This window comes from Catenovulum maritimum (assembly GCF_001050375.1).
In the GTDB taxonomy this organism is placed as follows: domain Bacteria; phylum Pseudomonadota; class Gammaproteobacteria; order Enterobacterales; family Alteromonadaceae; genus Catenovulum; species Catenovulum maritimum.
In genome coordinates this window covers 233784-256861 of sequence record NZ_KQ130485.1, presented here as the reverse complement: position 1 = coordinate 256861, position 23078 = coordinate 233784, and the positions used below count along the sequence as shown (strand labels likewise).

Sequence of the window (23078 nt, the reverse complement as noted above, 5' to 3'; positions counted from 1 at the left end):
TATCAAACTAAGCTTTACTCTGGCAATCCAACTGTATCACCTATAGTCAAAGCTTTTTGTGTGTCAGTAATTAAAGCATAGCTCAGATTATTATAAGTTTTGAACACAACTAACTTACCGATATTTTCCATCGGCATGTCATACTGTTTAAAAGGATTAATTTTATCGAGAAAACGAGCAAAGCGCCCCGCATCTTCAACATATATAGGCTTTTCGCTATCCATAATAATGTCTGGGCTTTGTCTGTAAACGCCTAATACATTACCAGGTTTTAACCCCTGTTCAGTACCAGCATTAATAACAACAACTTCCAACTTAGCAAATTCCTTCACATTAGTAGATGCTGTCAATATTTCAGCTTCAATGACTTGAGCAGGCGCAGATAAAGTGAAAATTGCTGGTAAGGTTTGATCTCTTAGCAAAGACATTAGCCGATCGCCCGAACGTATCTCTTGTTTACTGGTTAACACTCTTAATCTCGCGGGTCTATTTTGGCTATCATCTTCAGCTTCAATCGCTCTAGCGGTTCCAGTTAAGACGAGCTCTTCAGCATAAGTAGTATTGAACAAGCCTGAATTATATTCTCTTACTTTGCGATAAATACCATATAAATGACCAACCTCAAGCTCTCCTGAAGCGTAAAGCAAATCGCCATCTATTTTGTTCTTAGTATTGGTGTCGCCACCAATCACCATAGCAGCCTGATTATATTCAGTTTCGATCAGTGCTCTTTCGTAATTTAAGTACGGTGAGATCACACTCAACGGAATTGTATTGATCGCCTTCACATCTTTATAAGATATGCGTTTACTCGGGCTCAATTTAACTATTTTTTTAGATTCTTTAACAACAAGCCTAGGTTGGCCGTCTTTATCGTAAATTAAAGCAAGTACATCACCAGGATAAATTAAATGTGGATTGTCGATTTGAGGGTTCATCCCCCAGAGTTTTGGCCATTTCCAAGGAGTGTTTAAAAATACTTCAGAGATATCCCATAAGGTATCCCCTTTTTTAACAACATATTCTTGGGGCGCATCATGACGAATCTTCAATACATCGGCAAATAAGCTGAAAACAGCAAAATAAAAGAGAACAAAATACTTAAAATTCTTGAACATACTGCGTCCTTGTTCGACTAAATGCGACTTTATAATGATTATTCTGTATTAAAATTTCAAAACGGTTAGAATTACAGCATAAACCATTTTTTAAATATCGCACTGAAAAAAACATCATTATGGCAGTTTATCAAGTTTTAAAATATCCAGACAATCGACTTCGTACAGTTGCTAAGCCTGTCACAGAAGTTACCGCAGAAATTAAACAAATATGTGAAGACATGGTTGAAACCATGTATGACTCAAACGGTGTTGGCCTTGCGTCGACCCAAGTTGATGTCATCCATAGAATCTTCGTTGCAGATTGCAGCCAAGATCAAAATGAGCCGCTTGTTTTTATTAATCCTGAGATTACGGAAAAGAAAGGGGTTAGAACACACGAAGAAGGTTGTTTATCTTTCCCAGGTGTATACGCAAATGTAGATAGAGCAGACGAAGTAACCGTGAAAGCACTTGATAAAGACGGTAACGAGTTTACTTATCAGGCTGATGAGTTGATGGCTATTTGCATTCAACATGAGTTAGACCATTTAGATGGTAAGCTTTTCGTTGATTATTTGTCTCCACTAAAAAGACAAAGAATCAAAAAGAAATTAGAGAAAGAAGCAAAATTTGCTCAAAAGTAATTCGTAACGTATAGCTAGGAACAACTCACCTTGTCATTAAAAATTATATTTGCAGGCACACCAGATTTTGCAGCTAGGCACCTAGCTGCATTACTCAACTCAGAACATCAAGTTTTAGCTGTCTACAGTCAGCCGGATAGACCAGCAGGCCGAGGCAAAAAGTTACAAGCCTCACCCGTTAAACAGCTAGCTGTAGAAAACGATATTCCCGTCTACCAACCCGAGTCACTCAAAGACGAAGCAGCTCAGGCTGAATTAGCTGCGTTAGATGCAGATTTAATGGTTGTTGTAGCCTATGGGTTATTGTTACCTAAGATAGTTCTAGATACACCTAAATTGGGTTGTATCAATGTGCACGGCTCTATATTACCAAGATGGCGAGGCGCAGCCCCGATACAAAGATCAATCTGGGCCGGTGATGAACAAACCGGCGTAACCATAATGCAAATGGATGTGGGTTTAGATACAGGTGATATGTTACTCACCCAAAGTTTACCAATAGCTACATCTGATACATCTGCTAGCTTATATGAAAAATTAGCGAATATAGGCCCTGAAGCACTGTTAAATTGTATTAGCGGGATCGAGAACAAATCTGTCACGCCAATAAAACAAGATGAAGCATTAGCCAATTACGCCAAAAAATTATCAAAAGAAGAAGCTAAAATTGATTGGACGCTAAGCGCTGCCCAACTAGAAAGAAATATCAGAGCGTTTAATCCTTGGCCAATGGCATTCTTTGAATTAAATGGGCAAGCAATTAAAGTCCATAGTGCTGAAATTTCATCTAATGACAGCCAATCTGCTTGTGGTCAAATTGTGGCTGCTGACAAGCATGGTTTACAAATTCAAACCAAGCAGGGCATTTTAAACATTACCAAAATGCAGCTACCGGGTAAAAAGCCTCTCGCATTTGCCGAAATATTAAATTCACGCAAAGATTGGTTTGCGACAGGAACACAATTATGAGCATGAACACTCGGGCAATTAGTGCGCGCATCTTAGAAGCTGTCATTGATAAAAAGAAATCGCTATCTCAAGCTTTAGACGACTACACAAGTGAGCTAAATCCAAGTCAGAAAGGCCAAGTTCAAGATTTTTGTTATGGTGTGCTAAGAAATTACTCACAATACAACTTCATCATAAACAAACTTACAGACACTAAAATTAAGCCGCAACTGAATATGGTCAGATTTTTGATTGCAATTGGCCTATACCAGTTAGATCAAGATAGAGTTGCAGAACATGCCGCAATTGGAGAAACAGTTGAAGCATGCAAACAATTAGACTTATTCAAATTCACATCTCTTGTTAACGCTTTGCTTAGAAGTTATCAAAGACAATATGAAGATCTACAAGACATAGTCAACCATGCCAGTGAGCAAGTTAAAAGCAACCATCCAGATTGGTTTTTACGCCGACTAAAACAAGCCTACCCGAAAGGCTGGAAAAAAATTGTTAAACAAAACAAACAAAAACCACCTTTTTGGCTCAGGATTAACGAACAGGTCCAATCCGCAGAAGCTTTTAAACAAGCTTTAACAGAAGCTGAAATCGAATTTGAAGCGGATAAAAAAATTCCAACCTGTATTTTGTTAACCAAACCAGTACCCGTTTCAACGCTACCTAACTTTGAACTAGGTAGCTGCTCAGTACAAGATAGAGCCGCGCAACAAGCTGCCGCTTTAGTTGAGCCAACCGCAGGTGAAAGAATACTAGATTGCTGTGCTGCACCAGGTGGTAAAACCGCTCACTTATTCGAAGTATGCCCCGACATTAGCGTCGATGCGCTCGATATTGATGAAAAAAGGCTAGAAAGAGTCAAACAAAATATGCAACGACTCAATTTTAGCTGCACACCAATTGTTGGAGATGCTTCAGATCCACAACAATGGTGGGACGGGTTACTTTACGATAAGATTTTACTTGATGCGCCTTGCTCTGCTACGGGGGTTATTCGCCGCCACCCAGATATCTTATTTTTAAGACGCGATGAAGACATAGTAGCGCTAGCCGAACTTCAGCAAAAAATCTTAATTAAAATGTGGAGTTTGCTCAAACCGGGAGGCACCTTAGTTTATGCGACTTGCTCTGTTTTACCGGAAGAGAACAAAAATCAAATTGTTGAGTTTTTGAAACAGCAAGCAGATGCAAAACTCGTGAAAATTTTTGATTCGGAAACCAATGAAGATCCAGGTTGGCAAATTTTGCCAGGCGGACAAAACATGGATGGCTTCTACTACGCTAAGCTACAAAAATTAAAATAACTTAAATAACGAAAGCTATGAAAATAATTATCTTAGGTGCGGGTCAGGTTGGTGCAACATTAGCAGAAAACCTTGTTGGTGAGCACAACAACAAAAATGAAATCACACTGGTTGATAGTAACCCAACTCGACTACGTGAATTACAAGATAAGCTCGATATTCAAGTTATTAATGGTAAAGCAAGCCACCCAGATGTATTAAAACGAGCTGGAGCGGAAGACGCAGATTTATTAATTGCGGTAACCAACAGTGATGAAACCAATATGGTTGCCTGCCAAGTAGCATATACGCTGTTCCACACACCAAACAAAATCGCTAGAATCCGCTCGCAAGAGTATACCAAATATGCTGAGCAACTTTTCCACAACCATGATATGCCGGTAGACAATATCATCTCTCCTGAGCAGTTAGTAACACGCTATATCAAACGACTGGTTGATTACCCTGGCGCATTACAGGTTGTTAGTTTTGCAGATGAAAAAGCCAGCTTAGTCGCAGTAAAAGCTTACTATGGTGGTTTATTAGTTGGCCATGCGTTATCAGCCTTAAAAGACCACATGCCAAATGTAGATACACGTGTCGCAGCGATCTATCGCCAAGGCAGACCAATACGGCCCTTAGGCACAACTGTAATCGAAGCGGATGATGAAGTATTTTTCATTGCCGCAACAAAACACGTTCGCGCTGTTATGAGCGAGCTGCAAAAATTAGAAGCGTCATATAAACGAATTATGATAGCAGGCGGTGGTAATATAGGTGAAGGTTTAGCGAGACAGTTAGAGGCAACTCACAGAGTCAAACTGATCGAAAGAAACCCGGAAAGAGCCGCATTTTTATCAGAGCAATTAGAGAATACCATTGTCTTTTGTGGTGATTCATCCGACCCTGAATTACTTAATGAAGAACACATTGAACAAGTCGATGTTTTTATCGCGGTTACCAATGACGATGAAGCTAACATAATGTCGGCTATGCTAGCTAAAAGACTCGGCGCACAAAAAACTATGGTGCTGATTCAGCACAGTGCTTATGTGGATCTGGTTCAAGGTGGTGAAATTGATATTGCTATTTCACCTCAACATGCGACCATTTCAGCCCTATTAACCTATGTACGAAAAGGTGACATAGTAAATGTTTACTCACTTCGAAAAGGTGCTGCAGAGGCGATTGAAGCTATTGCACATGGTGATAAAGAAACCTCGAAAGTCGTCGGTAGAGCAATTAGAGATATCAAACTGCCCCCTGGCACAACGATAGGTGCAATTGTCCGAAAAGACTCTGTCATCATAGCGCACAATAATACCGTCATAGAATCCAACGACCACGTCATACTCTTCTTAGTCGAGAGAAAATACGTTACCGAAGTCGAGAGATTATTCCAACCTTCGGCGATCTTCTTTTAAGACGATATTGATTTATCGCTAAGATACGACTTAACCTCTTTTGAGCGGTTAAGTCGTACAAACGCCGACTCTATTCTCCACCATTACTTATCTGAATTTTCAATTCAACTTCTGTTCAAGAAATAAAACCAATCATTGATGAGGTTTTTTACTAAAAAATATTTAACCTTAAGCTTATGAACTCACTATAAAAAAATTCTAAATCTCAGCATAAGTCTGCCTGAAAAATAATTTTGATCTTTACATAACATTGTTTTTACATAAAAATACAAATACATCATATGTTCTTAAAGATTACACGTAAACTAAATATAGGGTCAATATGCTTATCTCTAATATGCTCAAACAAAGCTGCAACACTTTAATTATCTCTACGCTGTTAGCAACAACTTCAGCCTACGCTGCGATAAAGGAAACAGGTAATGCAAGTATTGGAAATATCAATAGCGGAGGGACTAGCTTTTTTATTAACAGAGTTGGTAAAGACAATTCGCCAGAGTTAGTCAACGCCAGTTTTAACACGAATCAGGTTCAACAAGCGATCAATAGAGCAGCCAATTCCTCAAATAAAGGTGGAGCGGTACACTTTGCTGCGGGTACATACTACTTAGGCATGCTTGATTTAAAGTCAAACGTTAGGCTTGAAATCGACCCTAATGCAAAAATCATTATGACCGGCGATGTACTATTCAATATAGGTAGAGACTCAAGCAGACTACAAGCTCAAATCGAGAACATAGAAATTACTTCCACTGATACAAGCAAAAAATTTGTAATTGATGTAAACAAGCCTAACCCAGTCAAAGGCCAACCACTCGAACGCTCAGCACCATTTCGCGTTGCTTATGTTAAAAACTTCGCCTTAAATGGCTTTTTAATCAAAGATAATTACACCCTACTGCCTGATGTATTTTTAGTTGCTGATAGTGATAATAGGAAAGTTGCAAATAACTCAACTTATAACCGAATCCCAGAGCAAGGTGTGATCCAAAATGCGAGCGCAACCCGAGTCGCAACAGGATACGCTCTAGTACAATTATTTAGCGGCAAAAAAGTATTCATGCGTAATTTATTTTCAACTGGTGGCTTAACGGTTCGATTAGAGCCAGGCAGTGGCTATATTGACAGAGACTATTTAAACCAAGCAGGTCCAAATGTAGGTAGCATCACAGATATTAGATTGCAAAACATTCGCAATAAAGCAGGTATGGCATCGCTTTTCATGAAGCCACATGAAAAAATTATGCGTAACATATGGGTGAAAGATTTAACCGCAACAGATAGCGCATTTGCCCTAGTTGTTGACCATAGTAACTCTGTACCGAAAGGCTCTAGAGGCTCGATTCGCTCATCCAGCATTAACGGTAAAGTTAAACTCACTAAAACAACTGCAGCGTCAAGTAAATCTAAACTTGCCGATATTGGCTATGCCCAACACTTTTATCTGCCACAGTCTCAAATTACAGAGCTAAGAGATGCCGGTTTAGCATTAAATTACGGCAACTTAAAAGATGATCCTTCAACAGAAAGAAAAGAGTCTTACCCAATTGCACCTATGCTAATGGCTTCAGCTTACGCATCGAATAACTTATATGGTGCACAAGCGGATTTAAATGAGTTAGCAAATGAAGGCACAGCGAAAGAAGATTTAGGTCGCTTCAGAATAAATATTTCTAACGCTAGCTTTGAAGGGGTTAATTTAGAGCGTAATGAATCTGTACTCTACCGCTCACAAGCTCGTACTATGAGCAATAGCTTACCTAAAGGTAGCTTTATTTATAAGTAAAATATTCTAACTTAACGAGCACTAAAACATCGGGGTAACGCATCTAGTTACCTCGGTGTTTGTTTGCAACGTCTATTACTTCTCTCGATTCTTCAATTGCCTTTTCAATTCAAGTGCAGCCATAGCGTAGCCACCATTTGCTGCATCCAAAAAGTGAACATGATCTGTATTATAATCTTTCACCATACAAGTAATCAGCGCAGCAGAAGATGAATGTATGCCATAAGCAATTAAGTCTTGCTGTTGAAATACATCCAATGCTTGACGTAATTTAACTTGTTGAGATTTAGAGCCAGCAATTACCATACGTAAAGTATCATCAAATTTTTGATAATCGGTATTATCCAGTAATTGCTGTTTATACTTACCCCAATCTGTATGCTGAGTTTTTATTTTCTTAGCCATTAACCAAATACCGACTAAACGTAGTACTTGAAGCTTTAACAAATACTTAAGCCGTTTCGCCAAGCCTTTAAATGCGGTGCGTATACCCGCTTCGCAGTTTAGGGTTTTAAATGATGAAGACAAAGACAAATTATCAAGCTTAAGCGGATGGTATTCGGATTCAGTCCCATATATTTCAGAAACCTTATCCAAAATTTGCTGATAAATTTGATTTAAGCTGTGATCGTCTGCAGCAACGCCTTGAATGAGTAAAGCAATTGTTTCTTCTTTAGTGCTTGGGATCTCATTCCAACGACATTCAAACCCATCAAAAATATCGTCATTTGCCGGAAAGTAGTCTGCAAGTATATAAGGGTTCGTCGGAGTATCTTCCTTAATCAACTTTTCAGCAAAGTTTAAGCCATTACCAGCAAACATAGCTTGCTGATAAAATTCATGAGGTTGATGTTTAGCCACTAACACATCAAAGCCATGTTCTCTAATTTCAGCAACGCTCACTAAACCAATTCTTAAGTTTAAACCAAATTGTTCTTGGGCCATTAATCGAGCTGCAGCTAAAGCAGGTTTAGCAATGTCTAATTGAGATTTAGGCAAACACGCTGTCGCCCCATCGCCACCAAATACATACGGAATTTTAAGTGGTTTAATCGCATTAATTAGCGCCACAATAGAAGCGACGCCAATCGAGTTTACTTGCTTGTATTGCCCTTTCTTTATTGCCTCAGTCGAATTGATTACATCTGTGACGACAATAAACCAATCTTCAGGTATAGGTTTGTACCAAGAAGTTTGCGCAAACATGCCAAATTGTTTGAAACCACTTAGTTCTTGGTAAAATAAATCGTCTCGTTCCATTAAATTTTAGGCTTCGACCGGTTCTGATTCATGTTCAGATAACTTTTTTTCGCTCTTTTCAACCATAGGTAAGATGGCATACTTACCTTCAAACTCACCAACTAATTCAGTGTCACTAAACAACTCCACTTTAACGCCTAACCTCGCAGGCTTACCTTTTGCTAGTCCAGAAAAATCACCATCAACAGAATTAATACTAACAAGCGCTCTCGGAACAGACGTAATAGGTTTAAAGTACTTAATTTCACCTTTAGCTAATACGATTTCGCCATAAGTATTAGTCTCTTTTAGCTGTAAATGCACCATACCCCATCCAGCTAAAGTCGCCATAGAGTATATGGAGCCAGCAAACATAGTACCGTGTAAATTGATATTGGCATTTAACGCAGCCCTTACTTCAAATTCGACTCCAGTGTACTGATGTATTTTAATACCCATTAACTGAGCAATCGGAATTTGTTTATTCCAAGTTTGTTGTAACTCTTTGCACAATTCAGGATGGCGTAAAATCACATCGTATTCAGATAATTTTTTACACATTTGTTTACGCTGAATACCACTAGAATCGGCCAACTCAATAATAGGATTATTGAGCGCCTTGTATCCACAATGTTCAAAAAAGTTAATTGCATCTACTTTTGAAAATGTAATGATTCTAAGAATATTTTGCTGCCTAGCTGCGTTTTCTAAAGTCGTCATGATCAAAGAGCCTAACCCCTTACCTCGACAATTATCCGCAACGGCAATATGCCTTATTTGTGCTTCGTCATGACTGACAAAATGAATCCGGCCAACCGCTAAAGGCTCACCTTTATCATTACAAATCATTCTGTGTTCCGCTAAGCTATCGTACTCGTCTTTTTCTGAGCCCATAGCAAAACCAGATGCTTGTTTTAGCTGCTGCCATCTAAAATAATAGTATTTAGTGAAGTCTGCTTGTGTTTTTGGTGTAATTATTTGATACATGTCCACAACTTAATATGTTATAACGTCAGCATTAGTTACTAGAGGTTAGCGATTTATTTTGTGCTTGTCGAACTAAATAACACTTTATCAAACGGTCAAATTTTAAGTTTTCAGCGCGAGCAAGATGTAAGCTGGCAAGTGCTGGAAAACAAAGAATATATTTGGCTGCTTATGGAAAATACGGTTCAGTCCGTATTAAATAAATTAGCGCCTTGCAGCCTGACTTTTCCGCACCAGCTTCCCTTAAACGGACTAATAACCGAGTTAGATCAAACAGCCCGCATCTTGGAGTTTGGTTTAGGTGGAGGCACTAACGCTAGATATATCAAATCTCAGTTACCGAATAGTGACATTTCTGTTGTTGAAAAAAGTCCCATCATAATTGAATGGTTTAATCAGTATTTTAACCCGCAAAAAATGGATATTAACTTAATCCATCAAGATGCTACCGATTACCTAGAACAAAATAATCAAACTTACGATTTAATCATCACGGACTTGTTTTATGCTAAACGCTCAAGCTTATCTATCTTCAATGCCGATTATTTCGACTTATTATTTAAAGCGACTGGCGCTGGCGGATATGCTTATCTAAACTTTTTACCCGATACTGATTTTGAACCAGAGCTAGTCAAAGCCATGCTGCATAATGCTGGGTTTGAAATTTTATGGTCGGATAAAATTATTGGCTTTAGAAACTGGGTGTTTTTGCTAAGTAAAGCGTAAAGTTAAATACGTATTCACCTAAAACAATTCAACATCCATCTCATAACCATCATCTGGGATATTATTAACAGATTCACCTTGTAGCCGAATCGTGTCTTGTTGAACCGCTTTCACCAGCTCATTTTGTTCATCTACTAGATGCTGCATAGTTAACAGTACTTTCGCTAACACACGATTTGTTTGGTCCGTATTCGTTAATTCACCGGAAACTTTTTCTATTGTGCTTTGCACGCTATCTAAAATGAATTTTTCTTGATCATCTTCTAACCCTAACCTTGGAATATGCTCTTCTAAACTAACAAATAATTGGTTTAATTCTTCATAGCTTTGAGATTGGTTTTGGTTTAAAACGCTGGCTAAATTGACGAGCGTCTTTCTAACATCGGTGAAGGAATCAGTTAACTTTTTAGATTGTAAAGCAAGCGTATATTCAACCTCTAAAGCATGTAATTTAGCGTCAATCGCGCCGAGTAAAGGCGGAAAGAGATCTTTTAATCGTCCATATTGTTCTGGATCGTCTAAGGGCATATTTTTAATTAATACACTAACAAGTGGGTAATTAATAATCGTCCGACAACCAAAATCGATAAAGCGATTACTATTTCTACCTTGGATTAATAACTCTTCCTCTAGCGGCTTAACTGCGCCGGATGTCGAATAAAAGTGCGACTCTTGATCAAAATAAAACATCACAACAGATTTTAGCTGCCAATTTTTGATCAAAGCTAAATATTTATCCGCTAGAGTGCTGAGCTGAGCAACACCATAGCTTTGCTCAACAAAGTGCATCACTTGGCCTAAGGCGCTACTGCCTGTCATAGCATTAAATGCAGTATCTTCCGCGGTTTTAACTTGCTCTGCTAACGCTTGTTTTTGCTGAGCATAACGCAGTACAACATCGAGTTTAGCGTTGAGTAAGTTACCTTCAAAAGGTTTAACAATAAAATCATCCGCGCCAAGCTCATACCCCAGCATAATTTCTCGGACATTACTTTTCCCAGAAAGGAAAATAATCGGGATATCTGAACCTAGCTCTCGAATGTTCTGACAAACCTGATAACCATTTTTACCGGGCATTTCAACATCTAGTAAAATCGCATCTGGGACAATAGTACTAAATAAAGCAATGCCCTCCTCTCCAGAGTAGGCGTGTTCTAGAATGTATTTTGAATCTAAATATTTAGAGACGACTTTATGAATCAATTTATCGTCATCTATCAATAAAATAGTACCCGACATATCCTGCCAATATAAAGCGCTTTCGATTTATACAGTGTAGGTAAATTTTGAGAATTTTCCGCTTTGAATGAAATTTGATTACACCTGAGCTAAACCCCATAGCAAAATAGCGTATCGTCCTGCTTTACTAATACTAACCAGTAATAAAAACCAAACGAAGCGACATTTAGCGATCCCCGCACCCAACGTGATTAAATCACCGACGATAGGCAACCATGCCAACAACAAACTGAATTTTCCATACTGATTAAACCAAACTTCAGCCTTAACCAAGTCTTTAGTTTTAAACGGGAACCATTTTTTGTGCTGCCAGCGTAAAAACTCTTTTCCCAGCCACCAGTTGACAACAGAGCCTAAAACATTGCCTGTTGAGGCAACTAAGAATAAGTAAACCAGCATTTCAGGGTATTGATTATAATGAGCAAAAACAGCGAATTCGGACGATACAGGTAAAATGCTCGCCGCTAAAAATGCCCAAATAAACACAATAATTAATTCAATCATGCAATAAAATCTTGATCTCTTTGGTCTAGATAAGTCTACTGACCTTAATATAAGGCTATGTTAAGCTTGGCTTGTTAAATTAGCTATCCATTTTGCATTTGCTTAATGGTAAGGCAAGACGTCAAGATAATGATAGGGTATTTGCTATCACTTACCCTGCCATATAAATCTCGTTCTCAAAGGTATTTATGTTGAATCGTTTATATTTTAAATTTTGTACTTTGTTATTGTGTTTGGTTTCACTGAATTCGTTGGCTTTCGATTTATCTCAATTAGATGATGAACCCGAATTTTTGCATGTAGACCAAGCATTTCAATTCAATTTTGAGCAAGTTGGCGATCAACTCAATTTAACTTGGGATATAGCTGACGGCTACTATTTATATAAAGATAAAACCAAAGCAAAAACTGATACAGAAAAGCTCAGCATAAACTTTGCTTTACCAGGTAAAGATAAACAAGATGAGTACTTTGGTTTAGTTAAAGTATACACACACAAACTTGATGCTAGCATTTCAATTGCATCTATCACTGCTGATAAAATACTAGTTACTTACCAAGGCTGCGCTGACGCTGGCTTATGTTATCCGCCTAAACTAATTGATGTCCCTTTAACTCAAGTTTCAACGGCAGCTACAGCAGAGACAACTTCTGAACTTGCATCTCAAGCAAACCAATCCGACTTGTCTTCCGGTTATTTTGATCAACAAAGCTTTTGGCTAACTTTAGGTAGCTTTTTACTGTTAGGAATTGGTTTATCTCTTACGCCTTGCGTACTGCCTATGGTGCCTATTTTATCAACCATAATTACAGGCCAAAAAGAAACCAGCGTTAAAAAAGGATTATTACTTTCGGTTGCATATGTTCTGGGCATGGCCAGTTTTTATACTTTAAGTGGCATACTAGTCGGCTATTTTGGTGCGAGTTTTAACTTACAGCTTCACTTGCAAAACCCAGTTGTCGTTGTGGTATTTTCAGCCATTTTTGTTGCCTTAGCATTTGCCATGTTCGGCTTTTACGAACTCGCGTTACCTGCGAGCGTGCAAGATAAATTACAACAATCAGGAAACGGTAAAAATGGGCTAATTTCTACTTATTTAGCCGGCGGAATTTCAGCGCTTGCTCTGTCGCCATGCGTTTCTGCGCCTTTAGCGAGTGCTTTAGTTTATATTTCGACGACAGGCGATGCGCTGCTCGGAGGCGCTGCTTTATTTACATTAAGTATAGGTATGGGACTGCCATTAATTTTAGTCGGTGCTGGATTTGCTGGATATTTACCGCAAACAGGTGCTTGGATGATACGCATTAAACAATTGTTTGGCGTGATTATGCTAGGCATGGCGATTTGGATGCTAGGTCGCCTGTTTACACCATTAATCGAAGCTATGATGTGGGCTGCTCTGGCTATCTGGCTAGCTGTGCAATTAGATTTACTAAATCCTCAGCAAACCTCAGCGGGCAAAAACAAGCAGGCTGTCGCTTTAGTTATTTTAGTTTCGGCTCTTGCTTGGTTAGGCCACCAATATTTGCAACTCAATGGTTTTCAACAAGCCGGTATTACTAACACGCAGCAATCTCTAGTCAAACGTTTAGATACAGTGGCGACGTTAGAGCAAGCCATTAAGGCCGAGAACAAGAAGAAGGTGGTCGTTGATTTATATGCTGATTGGTGTGCCAGTTGCCAAGTGATAGAGCATGAAGTGTTTGCAAAAGTTAATCAAGCTGACTATCCAAACCATATTTTTTTACAACTAGATTTAACCGATATGACAACAGCCCAACAAGATTTTTTAACTCAACATAAATTGTTTGGCCCACCTGCTTTATTAATTTTCGACACAGAAAAAAGCCATGCCCAAGCTGATTTTGTGTTTCAAGCCGAATTTAATTTAGAGCAATTTACTAGCTGGCTAAAATGAGCCAATTAAACCCAGCTATCCAAGATACCTTCATCGCACCTAAATGCGATGAAGAAATAGAGATTTTGTATCAAGATAGCGAGATATTAGTCATCAGCAAACCAAGTGGTTTGCTGAGCTTATCGGGTAAAAACCCACTCAATCAAGATTCGGTTCACTATAGAATCGTACAAGATTTCCCAACCGCTTTGTTAACTCATAGGCTCGACTTTGGCACCTCTGGCGTCATGCTGCTTGCTTTAAACAAAACGGCTAATGCCAATATTACTCAGCAATTCCAACAAAAAAGCATTAACAAAACCTATCTAAGTATCTTGAATGCTTGGGTCGAGCAAGATGAAGGGATGATAGACTTGCCAATCGCTAAAGATGCGAGTTTGTTTCCTAGACTGAAAATTTGCCACCAAACCGGAAAATCAGCGCAAACTCATTTTAAAGTCTTAAACCGCCTAACAGATCCTAAGCGGACTTTGGTTTTATACACACCACAAACAGGTAGAACACATCAGCTAAGAATACATAGCCAAGCAATAGGACATGCGATTTTAGGTTGTGATTTATATGGTACTCAAGAGACTAAAGAAGCGGCTAAGCGCATGTTGCTACATGCATACAGCCTGACATTTAAACATCCGGTAAGCGGTGAAGAAATGACATTTACCAGTCCTTCACCGTTTGAGTCGTTAGATTTAACTTATTAGTATTGCTGTAACAAAGCTAAATCAAAATCTTCCATTTTTAAATTTAAGTTTAACGCTTCAGCTTTACTATCTAGCGTAGTTTGCCACACACCTAAATCATCAAGAGTGATTGTATTATCATCTAATTGCCATAAGTGACGACAAGCTTGGTAATAATAATTTAATACTATCATGGCATTAACATCGTCTTGCTCAACCGCTTTTTTTACTTTAGCGAGTTTACGCTGAATTTGATTAAGCACTTGCTTAAGCTGCCAAACGTAATAAACCTCTCGCATAAAGTCATGTAGTTTAACTCGACTTAAAGTTAAACCAACGATTAAGCAACCCGCCACAACACCGAGTAAATTCCAATGAAAGTGACTTCCTGATTCATCCGGATACAAATGTATTAACCCCTGAGCAATCGCTAAGCTAGATATGGCGAGTGTCAAAATTGACGTCACTATAACTATATTTAGGTGCTTGCGATAACGAGCTTTGTCTATTTTTTGCAATTGCATATGTAAGCACTTACTTTTTAATTAACAAATAAAATAGGAAGCATAAACGCCCTATTAAATCTAAAATCAGTGAATGATAGCGAGCATTTTAGTGGTGGTGACCACCAACGCCATGCGCGTGACCGTGAGATATTTCTTCAGCTGTAGCTTCTCTTACGTCTGCTATTTTTAACTCAAAGGTTAAGGTTTTGCCCGCTAGTGGATGGTTAGTATCAACAGTCACCATAAAGCGACCTGCTTTAACGACTGTTACTTGGCGCTGACCTTTTTCAGTATTCACAACTGCAACCATACCTGGTTTCCATACTTTAGCACCTTGTAAATGTTTTGCTGGCACACGTTGAATCGCTTCTTCCGATTCGTTTCTTTCACCATAGGTTTCTTCTGCTGGTAAAGTGACTGTAAAAGTTTCACCCGCGGTTTTGCCTTCCAATGCGTTTTCGATACCTTTCATCATGCCGTTATGGCCATGTAAATAAGCGATAGGATCAGCTTGCATATTAGATTCTAATTGCTTGCCGTCTGTGTCTGTTAATGTGTAGTGAAATTGTACAACTGAGTCTTTGGTAATTTGCATTAAAAGTTCCTAAAAAAATGGGGAATGATATTCGTATTAATTAGCGTTAAAACGTATTCAAATATGATAGCAAATCCATGCTATTGACGGGAATAAAATTGAATGGGTTTAGGTAGATTTAACCTTGTGGACAATACAAGGTAGTTAAGATTAACTTAGTGTCCGATACATCAAAGTAAATAAAATAGATAGCCGGTTAATAATAACCAGCTATCTAACGTAGTGAATATAAAGAGTAATTATGAATTATTAAACTATTGCTTTTTTAGCTCGGCGAGCAAAAGTGAAACCAAGCACAGCCATTAATAACCAAGAGAAAGAACCACCGCTGCTACCTTCTTTTGCAGCAGCTGCCTCAGCTGATTTCACAGCTTGATAGGCTAGATTCAATTCATCATATGCCGCAGAATAGGCATCTAATGCCGAATCACGTATCTCAATAATTTTTAGCACAGATTCGTTATTAGTTTCTGCAGTTTCACGATCAATAACATATTGTTCAGCAAGATCTAATTGATTATCTAACTCAATCAAGCTCTGTTCAATTTTCAATACAGCAGCCGATGCAATATCAGCCTTTTCCTCAGAAATATCAACCGCTTCAGTATAAGCAGTTTCTGCGCGTGTTAAATACCCTTCGGCCGCATCAACAAATTCAGTAATTTTAGTTTTGACTGTATTTATTGCATCGACATTTTGCTGATAAATTAACGTATTAGGCGTTGGATCTAAATCTTTAGCTGTATCCGGACTAGCATCTGTTACTGTTACTTGGCTGATATAAACCAAGTCATCTTGCGCTATTTCAGTACTAGAATCATAACTACGAAGTGGCATATTAGTTAAAGCACCACCAAAATTGTAGGTCGTAAGTGCATTAATATTTTCAACAATATCCATACCTGAAATCACTTCACCAAAGACGGTAAAACCACTAGATTGCAAGTCAAGGTTGTCAGTATTATCGTCCCCTACATTAATAAACCAACTCGATGTTGCACTATGCTCATTACTGGTTTTAGCCATTGCGATTGTGCCTTTAACATTTGACCACAATGGTTCATTATCAACGACAAAAACATCCGTATCATCATCGTCGTTTTCATCAATTTGACGAGTTGCAATGGCATTAATACGCTCTGCTTCTTGATCTCCTTGAATACTCCACTCATAAGAGCCAGCTTGCATAACAAAGTCGTCTACCGAACGATGTACGACAGAGCCATCATATTTACCGGCATTCACATAATATAAAAAATTTTCGACTGTTTTAGGTGTGGTTTCATCATATAAATTAATTACGATATCACCCATATTGGTTGTCAATGTAACCGTAGTTGCTAAACTTTGAGCACTCATAACAAGTGATGCAATACCAGCTGCAACACTTAAAAGACCTGTCTTATTCATAAAAACTCCTAAATTAATTACCGCCAGATTAACAGAATCCACTTAAAACCAAAGTTTAAATTACAATTAACAACAATTTTTATAACAAAGATGATTCATACCATTTGCCTCAAAATGCAGATTAAGGCGCTTTTTATAGCCTCGATAACTAATCCTTTTTATCTTCATCACGTACTGACAATTTTGGCTAAAATTTTTTAACTAAGCGGCTCTAAAATAACTCAAAATCAGTTACACTAACGCCATCAATTAGATTAAGCGAAATACTCATGACAGATAACTCAGATCAAACTACCCACTTTGGTTACCAAACCGTAAATAAAGAAGAAAAAGTCGAAAAAGTGGCTGAAGTTTTCCACTCGGTAGCAGCCAAATACGATCTAATGAATGACTTAATGTCTATGGGTATTCACAGAGTATGGAAGCGACACACTATCGCCTGCTCTGGCGCAAGAAGCGGCAACAAAATTCTAGATTTAGCTGGTGGTACTGGCGATTTAACCGCTAAATTTTCAAAAATTGTTGGTTCGGAAGGCCAAGTGGTTTTAGCCGACATTAACGAATCTATGCTAAAAGTGGGTCGAGCAAAATTACATGACATGGGCATAGTCGGCAATGTTGAATGTGTTCAAGCTAACGCCGAAGCACTACCATTTGCTGACAATACCTTTGATGTTATTACCATAGCCTTTGGTTTACGTAATGTGACCGACAAAGACGCGGCTTTGCGCTCTATGTACCGCGTGTTAAAGCCAGGTGGTCGATTACTCGTATTAGAATTTTCAAAACCAACTACAGAAGCATTAACCAAAATTTACGACTGGTACTCTTTCAACTTATTACCAAATATGGGTAAAGTCATCACCAATGACGCGGAAAGCTACCAATACTTAGCTGAGTCAATTCGCATGCACCCAGATCAAGAAACCTTAAAAGGTATGATGGAAGAAGCAGGTTTTGAAGAAACGAGTTATCAAAACTTAACTGGCGGCATAGTGGCGCTACATAAAGGGTACAAATTTTAATGCCAGCAGCAAGTGTCATCAGTGGATTAATAGAACACAGTGTAAATTACTGGCTTAAAACCAGTGGCCATAACTTAAGTGTACCTGCTAACTTAGTCGGTAAAGTGGTTGCTATCGAACTAACCGACCTCTCACTTGTGCTCGTAATGCAAATAACAGAAGCTGGCTTAGTGAATGTATGGTCACCACTTGAAGGTGAAGTTGATTGCAAAATACAAACAACATTATCTGGCCTACAAAAACTACAACAACCTGAGCAAATTACGGCATTAATAAAATCCGGCGAAGTAGACATTGAAGGCGATGTACAACTTGCACAAAAATTTTCAGACTGGTTAAAGCAAAGCTTAGTTTACTGGCAGGATATACTTGCTAGTTTAACTGGCAATATTGCAGCGCATAAAATTAGCGAAACAAGTAACCAGCTAATAAAAAAAGCAAAGTTAACCAAACAAAATAGCGAACGTGCATTCACAAACATAGTTTGGGACGAAAAACGACTGGCGCCACACCCAATAGAAGTGATCGACTTTGGCGATCAACTCACTAGCTTACGTCAAGACGTAGATAGACTTGCAGCTAGAATCAATCAACTAACATCACAAGTAGAATCTAAATCGTGAGCATTTGGCGTTTTTATATCATAGTAAGAACATTACTAACTTTTGGCCTAGACGACTTAATTCCAGCACGTTTTCAAACATGGTATTTTAAGTTATTCCGCGGCTGCGCATTTTGGCTACGCAACAAACATCCAGACAAACCAGTAGAAGTCAGACTCAGATTAGCCTTGCAATCACTCGGGCCTGTATTTATAAAATTTGGTCAAATGCTATCTACCCGTCGCGATCTGCTACCAACCGAATTTGCCAACGAACTCACTATATTACAAGACAAAGTAGAGGCTTTTAGCGGCGAACAAGCTAAGCAAATTATAGAAAAAGCATGGAAGATACATAGCTTAGACACATACTTAGAATCGTTTGACGTTGAGCCCCTTGCCTCGGCATCTATCGCCCAAGTACATTCAGCACAACTGTACGAAGACAGCCCTTTCCCACATAAAGAAATCGTAATCAAAGTTATTCGCCCTGGCATTGCAGATACCATGCGCGCCGATGTAGATTTAATGAAATCTATGGCTATGGTGCTAGAGAAAATACTACCAGATGGTAAACGCTTAAGACCGATTGAAGTCGTAAAAGAGTACGAAAAAACGCTGTTTGACGAACTTGATTTAATGCGCGAAGCGGCCAATACCATACAGCTAAAACGTAATTTCACCGATTCAAAAAGCTTATATGTACCAACTGTTTTTTCTGACCTGTGCCGTAACAACATTATGGTAATGGAGCGAATTTACGGTATTCCAGTTGGCGATATTGATGCCCTAGTTGCACAAGGCACTAATATGAAAATATTAGCTGAACGCGGCGTTGAAATATTCTTCACCCAAGTTTTCCGTGATAGCTTTTTTCATGCCGACATGCACCCAGGTAATATCTTTGTTTCGCACGAAAACCCCAACGACCCTATGTACATAGGCATAGATTGCGGCATAGTTGGCACACTCAATAAAGATGACAAACGCTACCTAGCCGATAACTTTATTGCCTTTTTTAACCGCGATTACCGCAAAGTTGCCGAGCTTCACGTTGACTCGGGTTGGGTGCCTCGTGACACCAATATTGAAGATTTCGAATTTGCTATTCGCACAGTTTGCGAACCTATTTTTGAAAAACCATTAGCTGAAATTTCATTTGGCCATGTATTAATGAACTTATTTAATACCGCGCGTCGATTCCAAATGGAAGTACAACCTCAACTCGTACTATTGCAAAAAACCTTACTGTATATAGAAGGTTTAGGCCGCCAGCTATACCCACAACTCGATTTATGGACCACAGCTAAACCCTTTTTAGAAAACTGGGTACATCAGCAAGTGGGCATTCCTGCCTTGGTACGCTCAATAAAAGAAAACGCGCCGTTTTGGGGTGAGAAACTACCCGAACTGCCAGATTTAGTTTACGACGCCTTAAAAAGCCACCAAGAGCTTCAACATCAACAAGAAGCATTGATTCAGGTACTGGCCAAAAACAACCAAAAACGCGATAAGCTTATGCCGCAAATTGGTCACATAGCCGCAATTTCGAGCGTATTAGTTTACTGTCTAAAAGACGATATAAAGGTCGCTTCGGGTTTACTATTAACCGCAATTGTATGCTGGAGCATCAGCAAATATAGAAGCTAATCAGCTCGGTTATACCAAGCTAGCGACAAGATAAAATAATTGTTCTATCTTGAATAAATTAAGATGGAATAACCAAACAAAAAAGAGAATAAAATGGCAGCAATTCATAGTATGACAGCGTTCGCAAGGCGCGAAACAAAAGCAGAATGGGGCACATTTACTTGGGAAATCCGCTCAGTTAACCAAAGATTTCTCGAAAACCACTTTCGCTTACCAGAACAATACCGAGGGCTAGAGCCTGTTTTACGTGAAAAGCTACGCAAAGCCATGCAGCGCGGGAAACTTGAAATAAACCTACGCATCCAAGACAGCGAAAAATCAGCAAGCAACCTAAGTATCAACCAAGACCTAGTTGACCAACTTTGCCAACACGCCCAAAGCATACAAGCAAAATTAACGGGGTCACAAATAAACCCTGTCGATATAATGCGTTGGCCAGGCGTGATGCAGGCAGAAGAACAAGATCTTGATACCATTCAAGCCTTATTCTTAAGTGAATTTGATGCCCTAATCCAAGACTTTTTAGCCGCTAGAGCCAGCGAAGGCCAAGCACTAAAAACCTTAATTGAAACCAGATTAAATACCATCTCAGAACAAGTAGAAATTGTGCGCAGCGAAATGCCCGCCGTACTGATTTGGCAAAGAGAACGCCTAGAAACCAAGCTAGCCGACCTAAAAGAACAAATAGACCCCGCAAGACTAGAGCAAGAACTCATCATGCAAGCACAACGCATAGATGTTGCTGAAGAGCTAGACAGACTAGACGCCCATATAGCAGAAACCCGCGACAAAGTGCTTAAAAAAGGCGGCGCATGTGGCCGACGTTTAGACTTTATGATGCAAGAATTTAACCGCGAAGCCAACACACTCGCCTCTAAATCAATCAATACTACAGTCACCAACGCAGCAGTTGAAATTAAAGTGTTAATTGAACAGATGCGTGAGCAGATCCAGAATATTGAATAATATTTCAGGGCGTTTCAGGAAGCTTTGGTTTTCAAATAAATCATATACTTATAAAAACTCACTGCTTCACATTCATCCATCAAACCAAGAGTGCCGCATTTTCTTGCTTACGTTCTGCGAGTGTTTTTTCTATCGCTAACACAGTGGTCTTACTCACCCCGAGTTGCTCAGCAAGCGGCCTAAACTGACTAATGGCATCAACGACCTCTTGAATGCATTGCTGTGCTTCCTTCCAATGAGCAAAGCCTGCACTGGCCGCTAGCTTTTGCATCACTTTAAGTGGTGGTGCTTTTCCATACCCTGCAAAGGCGGTGGCATGTTCATTAAAAGGGTGAGGGCTAAAGGTTACATCGTAAAATGGGGCGAGTTGCCAACTGCCATCATCATCTTGTAAAAAGCCCCAGTTTTTACTGTGATCGTCTTGGTTAGCTGCAAACAAGTTAAACATTGCGCGACGAAATTGAAGTTGCCCAGCAGCAGGTGATTTACAAAGTTGACGGCTGGCCTTAATCAGATCGCTGTAATCTAAACTTGGGCTTCGGAAATCTGCATCCAATAGGCCACAAGCACTATGCATATGTAAGCGCCCTGCCTTCTCATGAGCGGGTAAATAATCAAAACGCTTTAACGCAAGCCATGCTTTAGCACCGCTACTCGCAGGTGCTTCAATTAACTGCCAAATCGGTGGCTGACATTTTGCCAACTCAGCCATTTCTAAATAGACCGCTTCACACAAACCTTCTTCGTGACCCAATGCTAAGTTCTTCGAAGTAAACTTAACTAACCATGCTTCATCGCCAGGCTGTGCATAGGTGCGGCATTGCGTCGCGTCACCAGAGGGCATATAAATTTGCGCTTTAGGGCGAGCACCGCCGGAGCTGCCGACTGCCACCAAGGTTGCTAACACTTGCTGAGTGCTACCGTCTAGATCGTCAGAGAGGGATTGGTCGAACAAGGTTTGGGCTTCAAGCCCAAGTGTTTCCAAATCAACATCTGAACGCTGATCTAATGAAAGCTCTGATACAGGCGTAAAAGACAATGCCCCCATCCCTTGCTGGCCAACAAACGCCAGTCTATCCATTGCTGTTACTTGTGCGGGTATTATACCTTGTTGGCGAAACACACGATCTTGCAACAACAAGCCCCAACCATCGGGAAGGCTGTCTCCAAAAACGCCGTGTATACCTTGGTGAGGCTCTTTCGGTGCTTGCTGCAATCGCACATCGCCTTGAAGCGTAAAAGGGGATAAATTGCCAAACCTGCTTAGATAACTTTCATCATACTGAAAGAAAACACCTTGGCGGTTTTGCGCTAATACACCCACCGATACAGTTTCGCCCGTTGTGAGAGTGCGCTCCACATTCAACTTTTGAATGGATTTAAAGCTCATCTTTAAGCACCTCTTCTATACTGGTCGGTAAAGCGGTACGGTCAGCCGTGGTTTGTGTCAGTTGATAAAGCCTGTCTAGTGAATCCAACGACTGCCACAAAAGCAGCAGCTGACGAAATGAAATTTGCCCGGTGAGTTCAAACTTTTTTATGGTCGAAGCAGGTACACAACTTCGCAGTGCCAGTGCCTCTCGCGATAGCTTCGCTTGTTTGCGTAAGCCCCGCAGATGAGTAGCAAAAGCTTGGCTTACATCGGTATCATCTAAAAGTGAAAATTTCATACGCAGCCTAAATGGATACAATAGTGTCTATTATAGCGTTATTTCCTACTTTATGGATACAATAATATCCATATTAATGTGAGTAGACATTACATGACTGGAGAAAGATACTAAAAGCTGATACTTTGCGTCAGGCAAGGGGTGAGGTAAGGTAATTCATC

The 23078-nt window shown here is 39.5% G+C and carries 22 protein-coding genes; 12 read left to right on the top strand and 10 right to left on the bottom strand.

The window, feature by feature from the left end; all coding sequences use genetic code 11:
* Window positions 1-14: 14 nt before the first annotated feature.
* On the bottom strand, window positions 15-1118 hold the full coding sequence (locus XM47_RS06480; RefSeq protein ID WP_048690905.1) for a LysM peptidoglycan-binding domain-containing protein: 1104 nt from the start codon (window positions 1116-1118) through the stop codon (window positions 15-17).
* A gap of 119 nt (window positions 1119-1237) precedes the next feature.
* Between XM47_RS06480 and def the strand changes: the two genes are divergently transcribed.
* The 5 genes from def to XM47_RS06455 all read left to right on the top strand — a co-directional run bounded on the left by def (window position 1238) and on the right by XM47_RS06455 (window position 7200).
* A complete protein-coding gene (gene def, locus XM47_RS06475) occupies window positions 1238-1744 on the top strand; it encodes a peptide deformylase (RefSeq protein WP_048690903.1) in 507 nt (168 codons plus the stop codon).
* A 30-nt stretch (window positions 1745-1774) separates the two neighbouring features.
* Window positions 1775-2713: a methionyl-tRNA formyltransferase gene (gene fmt / locus XM47_RS06470; RefSeq protein WP_048690901.1), complete on the top strand. Its 939-nt coding sequence runs from the start codon at window positions 1775-1777 to the stop codon at window positions 2711-2713.
* Entirely contained in the window at window positions 2710-4011 is a 1302-nt protein-coding gene (gene rsmB / locus XM47_RS06465; RefSeq protein WP_048690899.1) for a 16S rRNA (cytosine(967)-C(5))-methyltransferase RsmB, read from the top strand. The genes fmt and rsmB overlap by 4 nt, the downstream gene beginning before the upstream one ends.
* Window positions 4012-4028: 17 nt before the next feature.
* Entirely contained in the window at window positions 4029-5414 is a 1386-nt protein-coding gene (gene trkA, locus XM47_RS06460) for a Trk system potassium transporter TrkA (protein WP_048690898.1), read from the top strand.
* 322 nt (window positions 5415-5736) lie between these two features.
* Window positions 5737-7200, top strand: a complete 1464-nt coding sequence (locus tag XM47_RS06455) for a hypothetical protein (protein WP_048690896.1) — start codon at window positions 5737-5739, stop codon at window positions 7198-7200.
* Window positions 7201-7275: 75 nt separating this feature from the next.
* Here XM47_RS06455 and XM47_RS06450 read toward each other — a convergent pair whose 3' ends face one another.
* Complete coding sequence (locus XM47_RS06450) at window positions 7276-8460, bottom strand: DUF3095 domain-containing protein (RefSeq protein WP_048690894.1); 1185 nt, start codon at window positions 8458-8460, stop codon at window positions 7276-7278.
* Between the two features lie 6 nt (window positions 8461-8466).
* Entirely contained in the window at window positions 8467-9426 is a 960-nt protein-coding gene (locus XM47_RS06445) for a bifunctional GNAT family N-acetyltransferase/hotdog fold thioesterase (RefSeq protein ID WP_048690892.1), read from the bottom strand.
* Between the two features lie 60 nt (window positions 9427-9486).
* Here XM47_RS06445 and XM47_RS06440 point away from each other — a divergent pair, with 60 nt between their 5' ends.
* Window positions 9487-10152 carry a spermidine synthase gene (locus XM47_RS06440; protein WP_048690890.1) on the top strand — a complete coding sequence of 222 codons (666 nt, stop codon included), beginning with the start codon at window positions 9487-9489 and terminating at the stop codon, window positions 10150-10152.
* A gap of 18 nt (window positions 10153-10170) precedes the next feature.
* Here the strand turns inward: XM47_RS06440 and XM47_RS06435 are convergent, their stop codons facing one another.
* Entirely contained in the window at window positions 10171-11391 is a 1221-nt protein-coding gene (locus XM47_RS06435; protein ID WP_048690887.1) for a response regulator transcription factor, read from the bottom strand.
* Between the two features lie 78 nt (window positions 11392-11469).
* Entirely contained in the window at window positions 11470-11895 is a 426-nt protein-coding gene (locus XM47_RS06430) for a YqaA family protein (protein WP_048690885.1), read from the bottom strand.
* Window positions 11896-12083: 188 nt separating this feature from the next.
* Between XM47_RS06430 and dsbD the strand changes: the two genes are divergently transcribed.
* Both dsbD and XM47_RS06420 read left to right on the top strand, forming a co-directional pair.
* Window positions 12084-13814: a protein-disulfide reductase DsbD gene (gene dsbD / locus XM47_RS06425; RefSeq protein ID WP_048690883.1), complete on the top strand. Its 1731-nt coding sequence runs from the start codon at window positions 12084-12086 to the stop codon at window positions 13812-13814.
* Entirely contained in the window at window positions 13811-14515 is a 705-nt protein-coding gene (locus XM47_RS06420) for an RluA family pseudouridine synthase (protein WP_048690881.1), read from the top strand. The genes dsbD and XM47_RS06420 overlap by 4 nt, the downstream gene beginning before the upstream one ends.
* Here XM47_RS06420 and XM47_RS06415 read toward each other — a convergent pair.
* From XM47_RS06415 to XM47_RS06405, 3 genes are all read right to left on the bottom strand, one after another.
* Window positions 14512-15018: a DUF3087 domain-containing protein gene (locus tag XM47_RS06415; protein ID WP_048690879.1), complete on the bottom strand. Its 507-nt coding sequence runs from the start codon at window positions 15016-15018 to the stop codon at window positions 14512-14514. The two genes, XM47_RS06420 and XM47_RS06415, sit on opposite strands and share 4 nt — an antisense overlap.
* An 88-nt stretch (window positions 15019-15106) precedes the next feature.
* Entirely contained in the window at window positions 15107-15595 is a 489-nt protein-coding gene (locus XM47_RS06410) for an FKBP-type peptidyl-prolyl cis-trans isomerase (protein ID WP_048690878.1), read from the bottom strand.
* A gap of 249 nt (window positions 15596-15844) precedes the next feature.
* The gene (locus XM47_RS06405) at window positions 15845-17005 is read right to left on the bottom strand and encodes a peptidylprolyl isomerase (protein WP_048690876.1); all 1161 of its coding nucleotides are present in this window, start codon (window positions 17003-17005) and stop codon (window positions 15845-15847) included.
* A gap of 269 nt (window positions 17006-17274) precedes the next feature.
* Here XM47_RS06405 and ubiE point away from each other — a divergent pair, with 269 nt between their 5' ends.
* The 4 genes from ubiE (at window position 17275) to XM47_RS06385 (ending at window position 21247) form a co-directional block, all read left to right on the top strand.
* Window positions 17275-18030, top strand: a complete 756-nt coding sequence (ubiE, locus tag XM47_RS06400; protein ID WP_048690874.1) for a bifunctional demethylmenaquinone methyltransferase/2-methoxy-6-polyprenyl-1,4-benzoquinol methylase UbiE — start codon at window positions 17275-17277, stop codon at window positions 18028-18030.
* Window positions 18030-18653, top strand: a complete 624-nt coding sequence (locus tag XM47_RS06395) for a ubiquinone biosynthesis accessory factor UbiJ (protein ID WP_048690872.1) — start codon at window positions 18030-18032, stop codon at window positions 18651-18653. Before ubiE ends, XM47_RS06395 begins: the two co-directional genes overlap by 1 nt.
* Entirely contained in the window at window positions 18650-20281 is a 1632-nt protein-coding gene (gene ubiB, locus XM47_RS06390; RefSeq protein WP_048690869.1) for a ubiquinone biosynthesis regulatory protein kinase UbiB, read from the top strand. Before XM47_RS06395 ends, ubiB begins: the two co-directional genes overlap by 4 nt.
* A 93-nt stretch (window positions 20282-20374) precedes the next feature.
* Complete coding sequence (locus XM47_RS06385) at window positions 20375-21247, top strand: YicC/YloC family endoribonuclease (RefSeq protein WP_048690868.1); 873 nt, start codon at window positions 20375-20377, stop codon at window positions 21245-21247.
* Between the two features lie 79 nt (window positions 21248-21326).
* Here XM47_RS06385 and XM47_RS06380 read toward each other — a convergent pair whose 3' ends face one another.
* Window positions 21327-22637 (bottom strand): type II toxin-antitoxin system HipA family toxin, encoded by a 1311-nt coding sequence (locus XM47_RS06380; protein WP_048690866.1) that lies wholly within the window; start codon window positions 22635-22637, stop codon window positions 21327-21329.
* A complete protein-coding gene (locus tag XM47_RS06375) occupies window positions 22627-22917 on the bottom strand; it encodes a helix-turn-helix domain-containing protein (RefSeq protein ID WP_048690864.1) in 291 nt (96 codons plus the stop codon). The genes XM47_RS06380 and XM47_RS06375 overlap by 11 nt, the downstream gene beginning before the upstream one ends.
* Window positions 22918-23078 lie beyond the last annotated feature (161 nt).

Excerpts from the sequence above, each read along its gene's own strand:
- XM47_RS06480 (WP_048690905.1), bottom strand. The coding sequence starts at position 1,118 with ATGTTCAAGAATTTTAAGTATTTTGTTCTCTTTTATTTTGCTGTTTTC.
- def (WP_048690903.1), top strand. The coding sequence starts at position 1,238 with ATGGCAGTTTATCAAGTTTTAAAATATCCAGACAATCGACTTCGTACA.
- rsmB (WP_048690899.1), top strand. The coding sequence starts at position 2,710 with ATGAGCATGAACACTCGGGCAATTAGTGCGCGCATCTTAGAAGCTGTC.
- trkA (WP_048690898.1), top strand. The coding sequence starts at position 4,029 with ATGAAAATAATTATCTTAGGTGCGGGTCAGGTTGGTGCAACATTAGCA.
- XM47_RS06455 (WP_048690896.1), top strand. The coding sequence starts at position 5,737 with ATGCTTATCTCTAATATGCTCAAACAAAGCTGCAACACTTTAATTATC.
- XM47_RS06450 (WP_048690894.1), bottom strand. The coding sequence starts at position 8,460 with ATGGAACGAGACGATTTATTTTACCAAGAACTAAGTGGTTTCAAACAA.
- XM47_RS06445 (WP_048690892.1), bottom strand. The coding sequence starts at position 9,426 with ATGTATCAAATAATTACACCAAAAACACAAGCAGACTTCACTAAATAC.
- XM47_RS06435 (WP_048690887.1), bottom strand. The coding sequence starts at position 11,391 with ATGTCGGGTACTATTTTATTGATAGATGACGATAAATTGATTCATAAA.
- XM47_RS06430 (WP_048690885.1), bottom strand. The coding sequence starts at position 11,895 with ATGATTGAATTAATTATTGTGTTTATTTGGGCATTTTTAGCGGCGAGC.
- dsbD (WP_048690883.1), top strand. The coding sequence starts at position 12,084 with ATGTTGAATCGTTTATATTTTAAATTTTGTACTTTGTTATTGTGTTTG.
- XM47_RS06420 (WP_048690881.1), top strand. The coding sequence starts at position 13,811 with ATGAGCCAATTAAACCCAGCTATCCAAGATACCTTCATCGCACCTAAA.
- XM47_RS06415 (WP_048690879.1), bottom strand. The coding sequence starts at position 15,018 with ATGCAATTGCAAAAAATAGACAAAGCTCGTTATCGCAAGCACCTAAAT.
- XM47_RS06410 (WP_048690878.1), bottom strand. The coding sequence starts at position 15,595 with ATGCAAATTACCAAAGACTCAGTTGTACAATTTCACTACACATTAACA.
- XM47_RS06405 (WP_048690876.1), bottom strand. The coding sequence starts at position 17,005 with ATGAATAAGACAGGTCTTTTAAGTGTTGCAGCTGGTATTGCATCACTT.
- ubiE (WP_048690874.1), top strand. The coding sequence starts at position 17,275 with ATGACAGATAACTCAGATCAAACTACCCACTTTGGTTACCAAACCGTA.
- XM47_RS06395 (WP_048690872.1), top strand. The coding sequence starts at position 18,030 with ATGCCAGCAGCAAGTGTCATCAGTGGATTAATAGAACACAGTGTAAAT.
- XM47_RS06385 (WP_048690868.1), top strand. The coding sequence starts at position 20,375 with ATGGCAGCAATTCATAGTATGACAGCGTTCGCAAGGCGCGAAACAAAA.
- XM47_RS06380 (WP_048690866.1), bottom strand. The coding sequence starts at position 22,637 with ATGAGCTTTAAATCCATTCAAAAGTTGAATGTGGAGCGCACTCTCACA.
- XM47_RS06375 (WP_048690864.1), bottom strand. The coding sequence starts at position 22,917 with ATGAAATTTTCACTTTTAGATGATACCGATGTAAGCCAAGCTTTTGCT.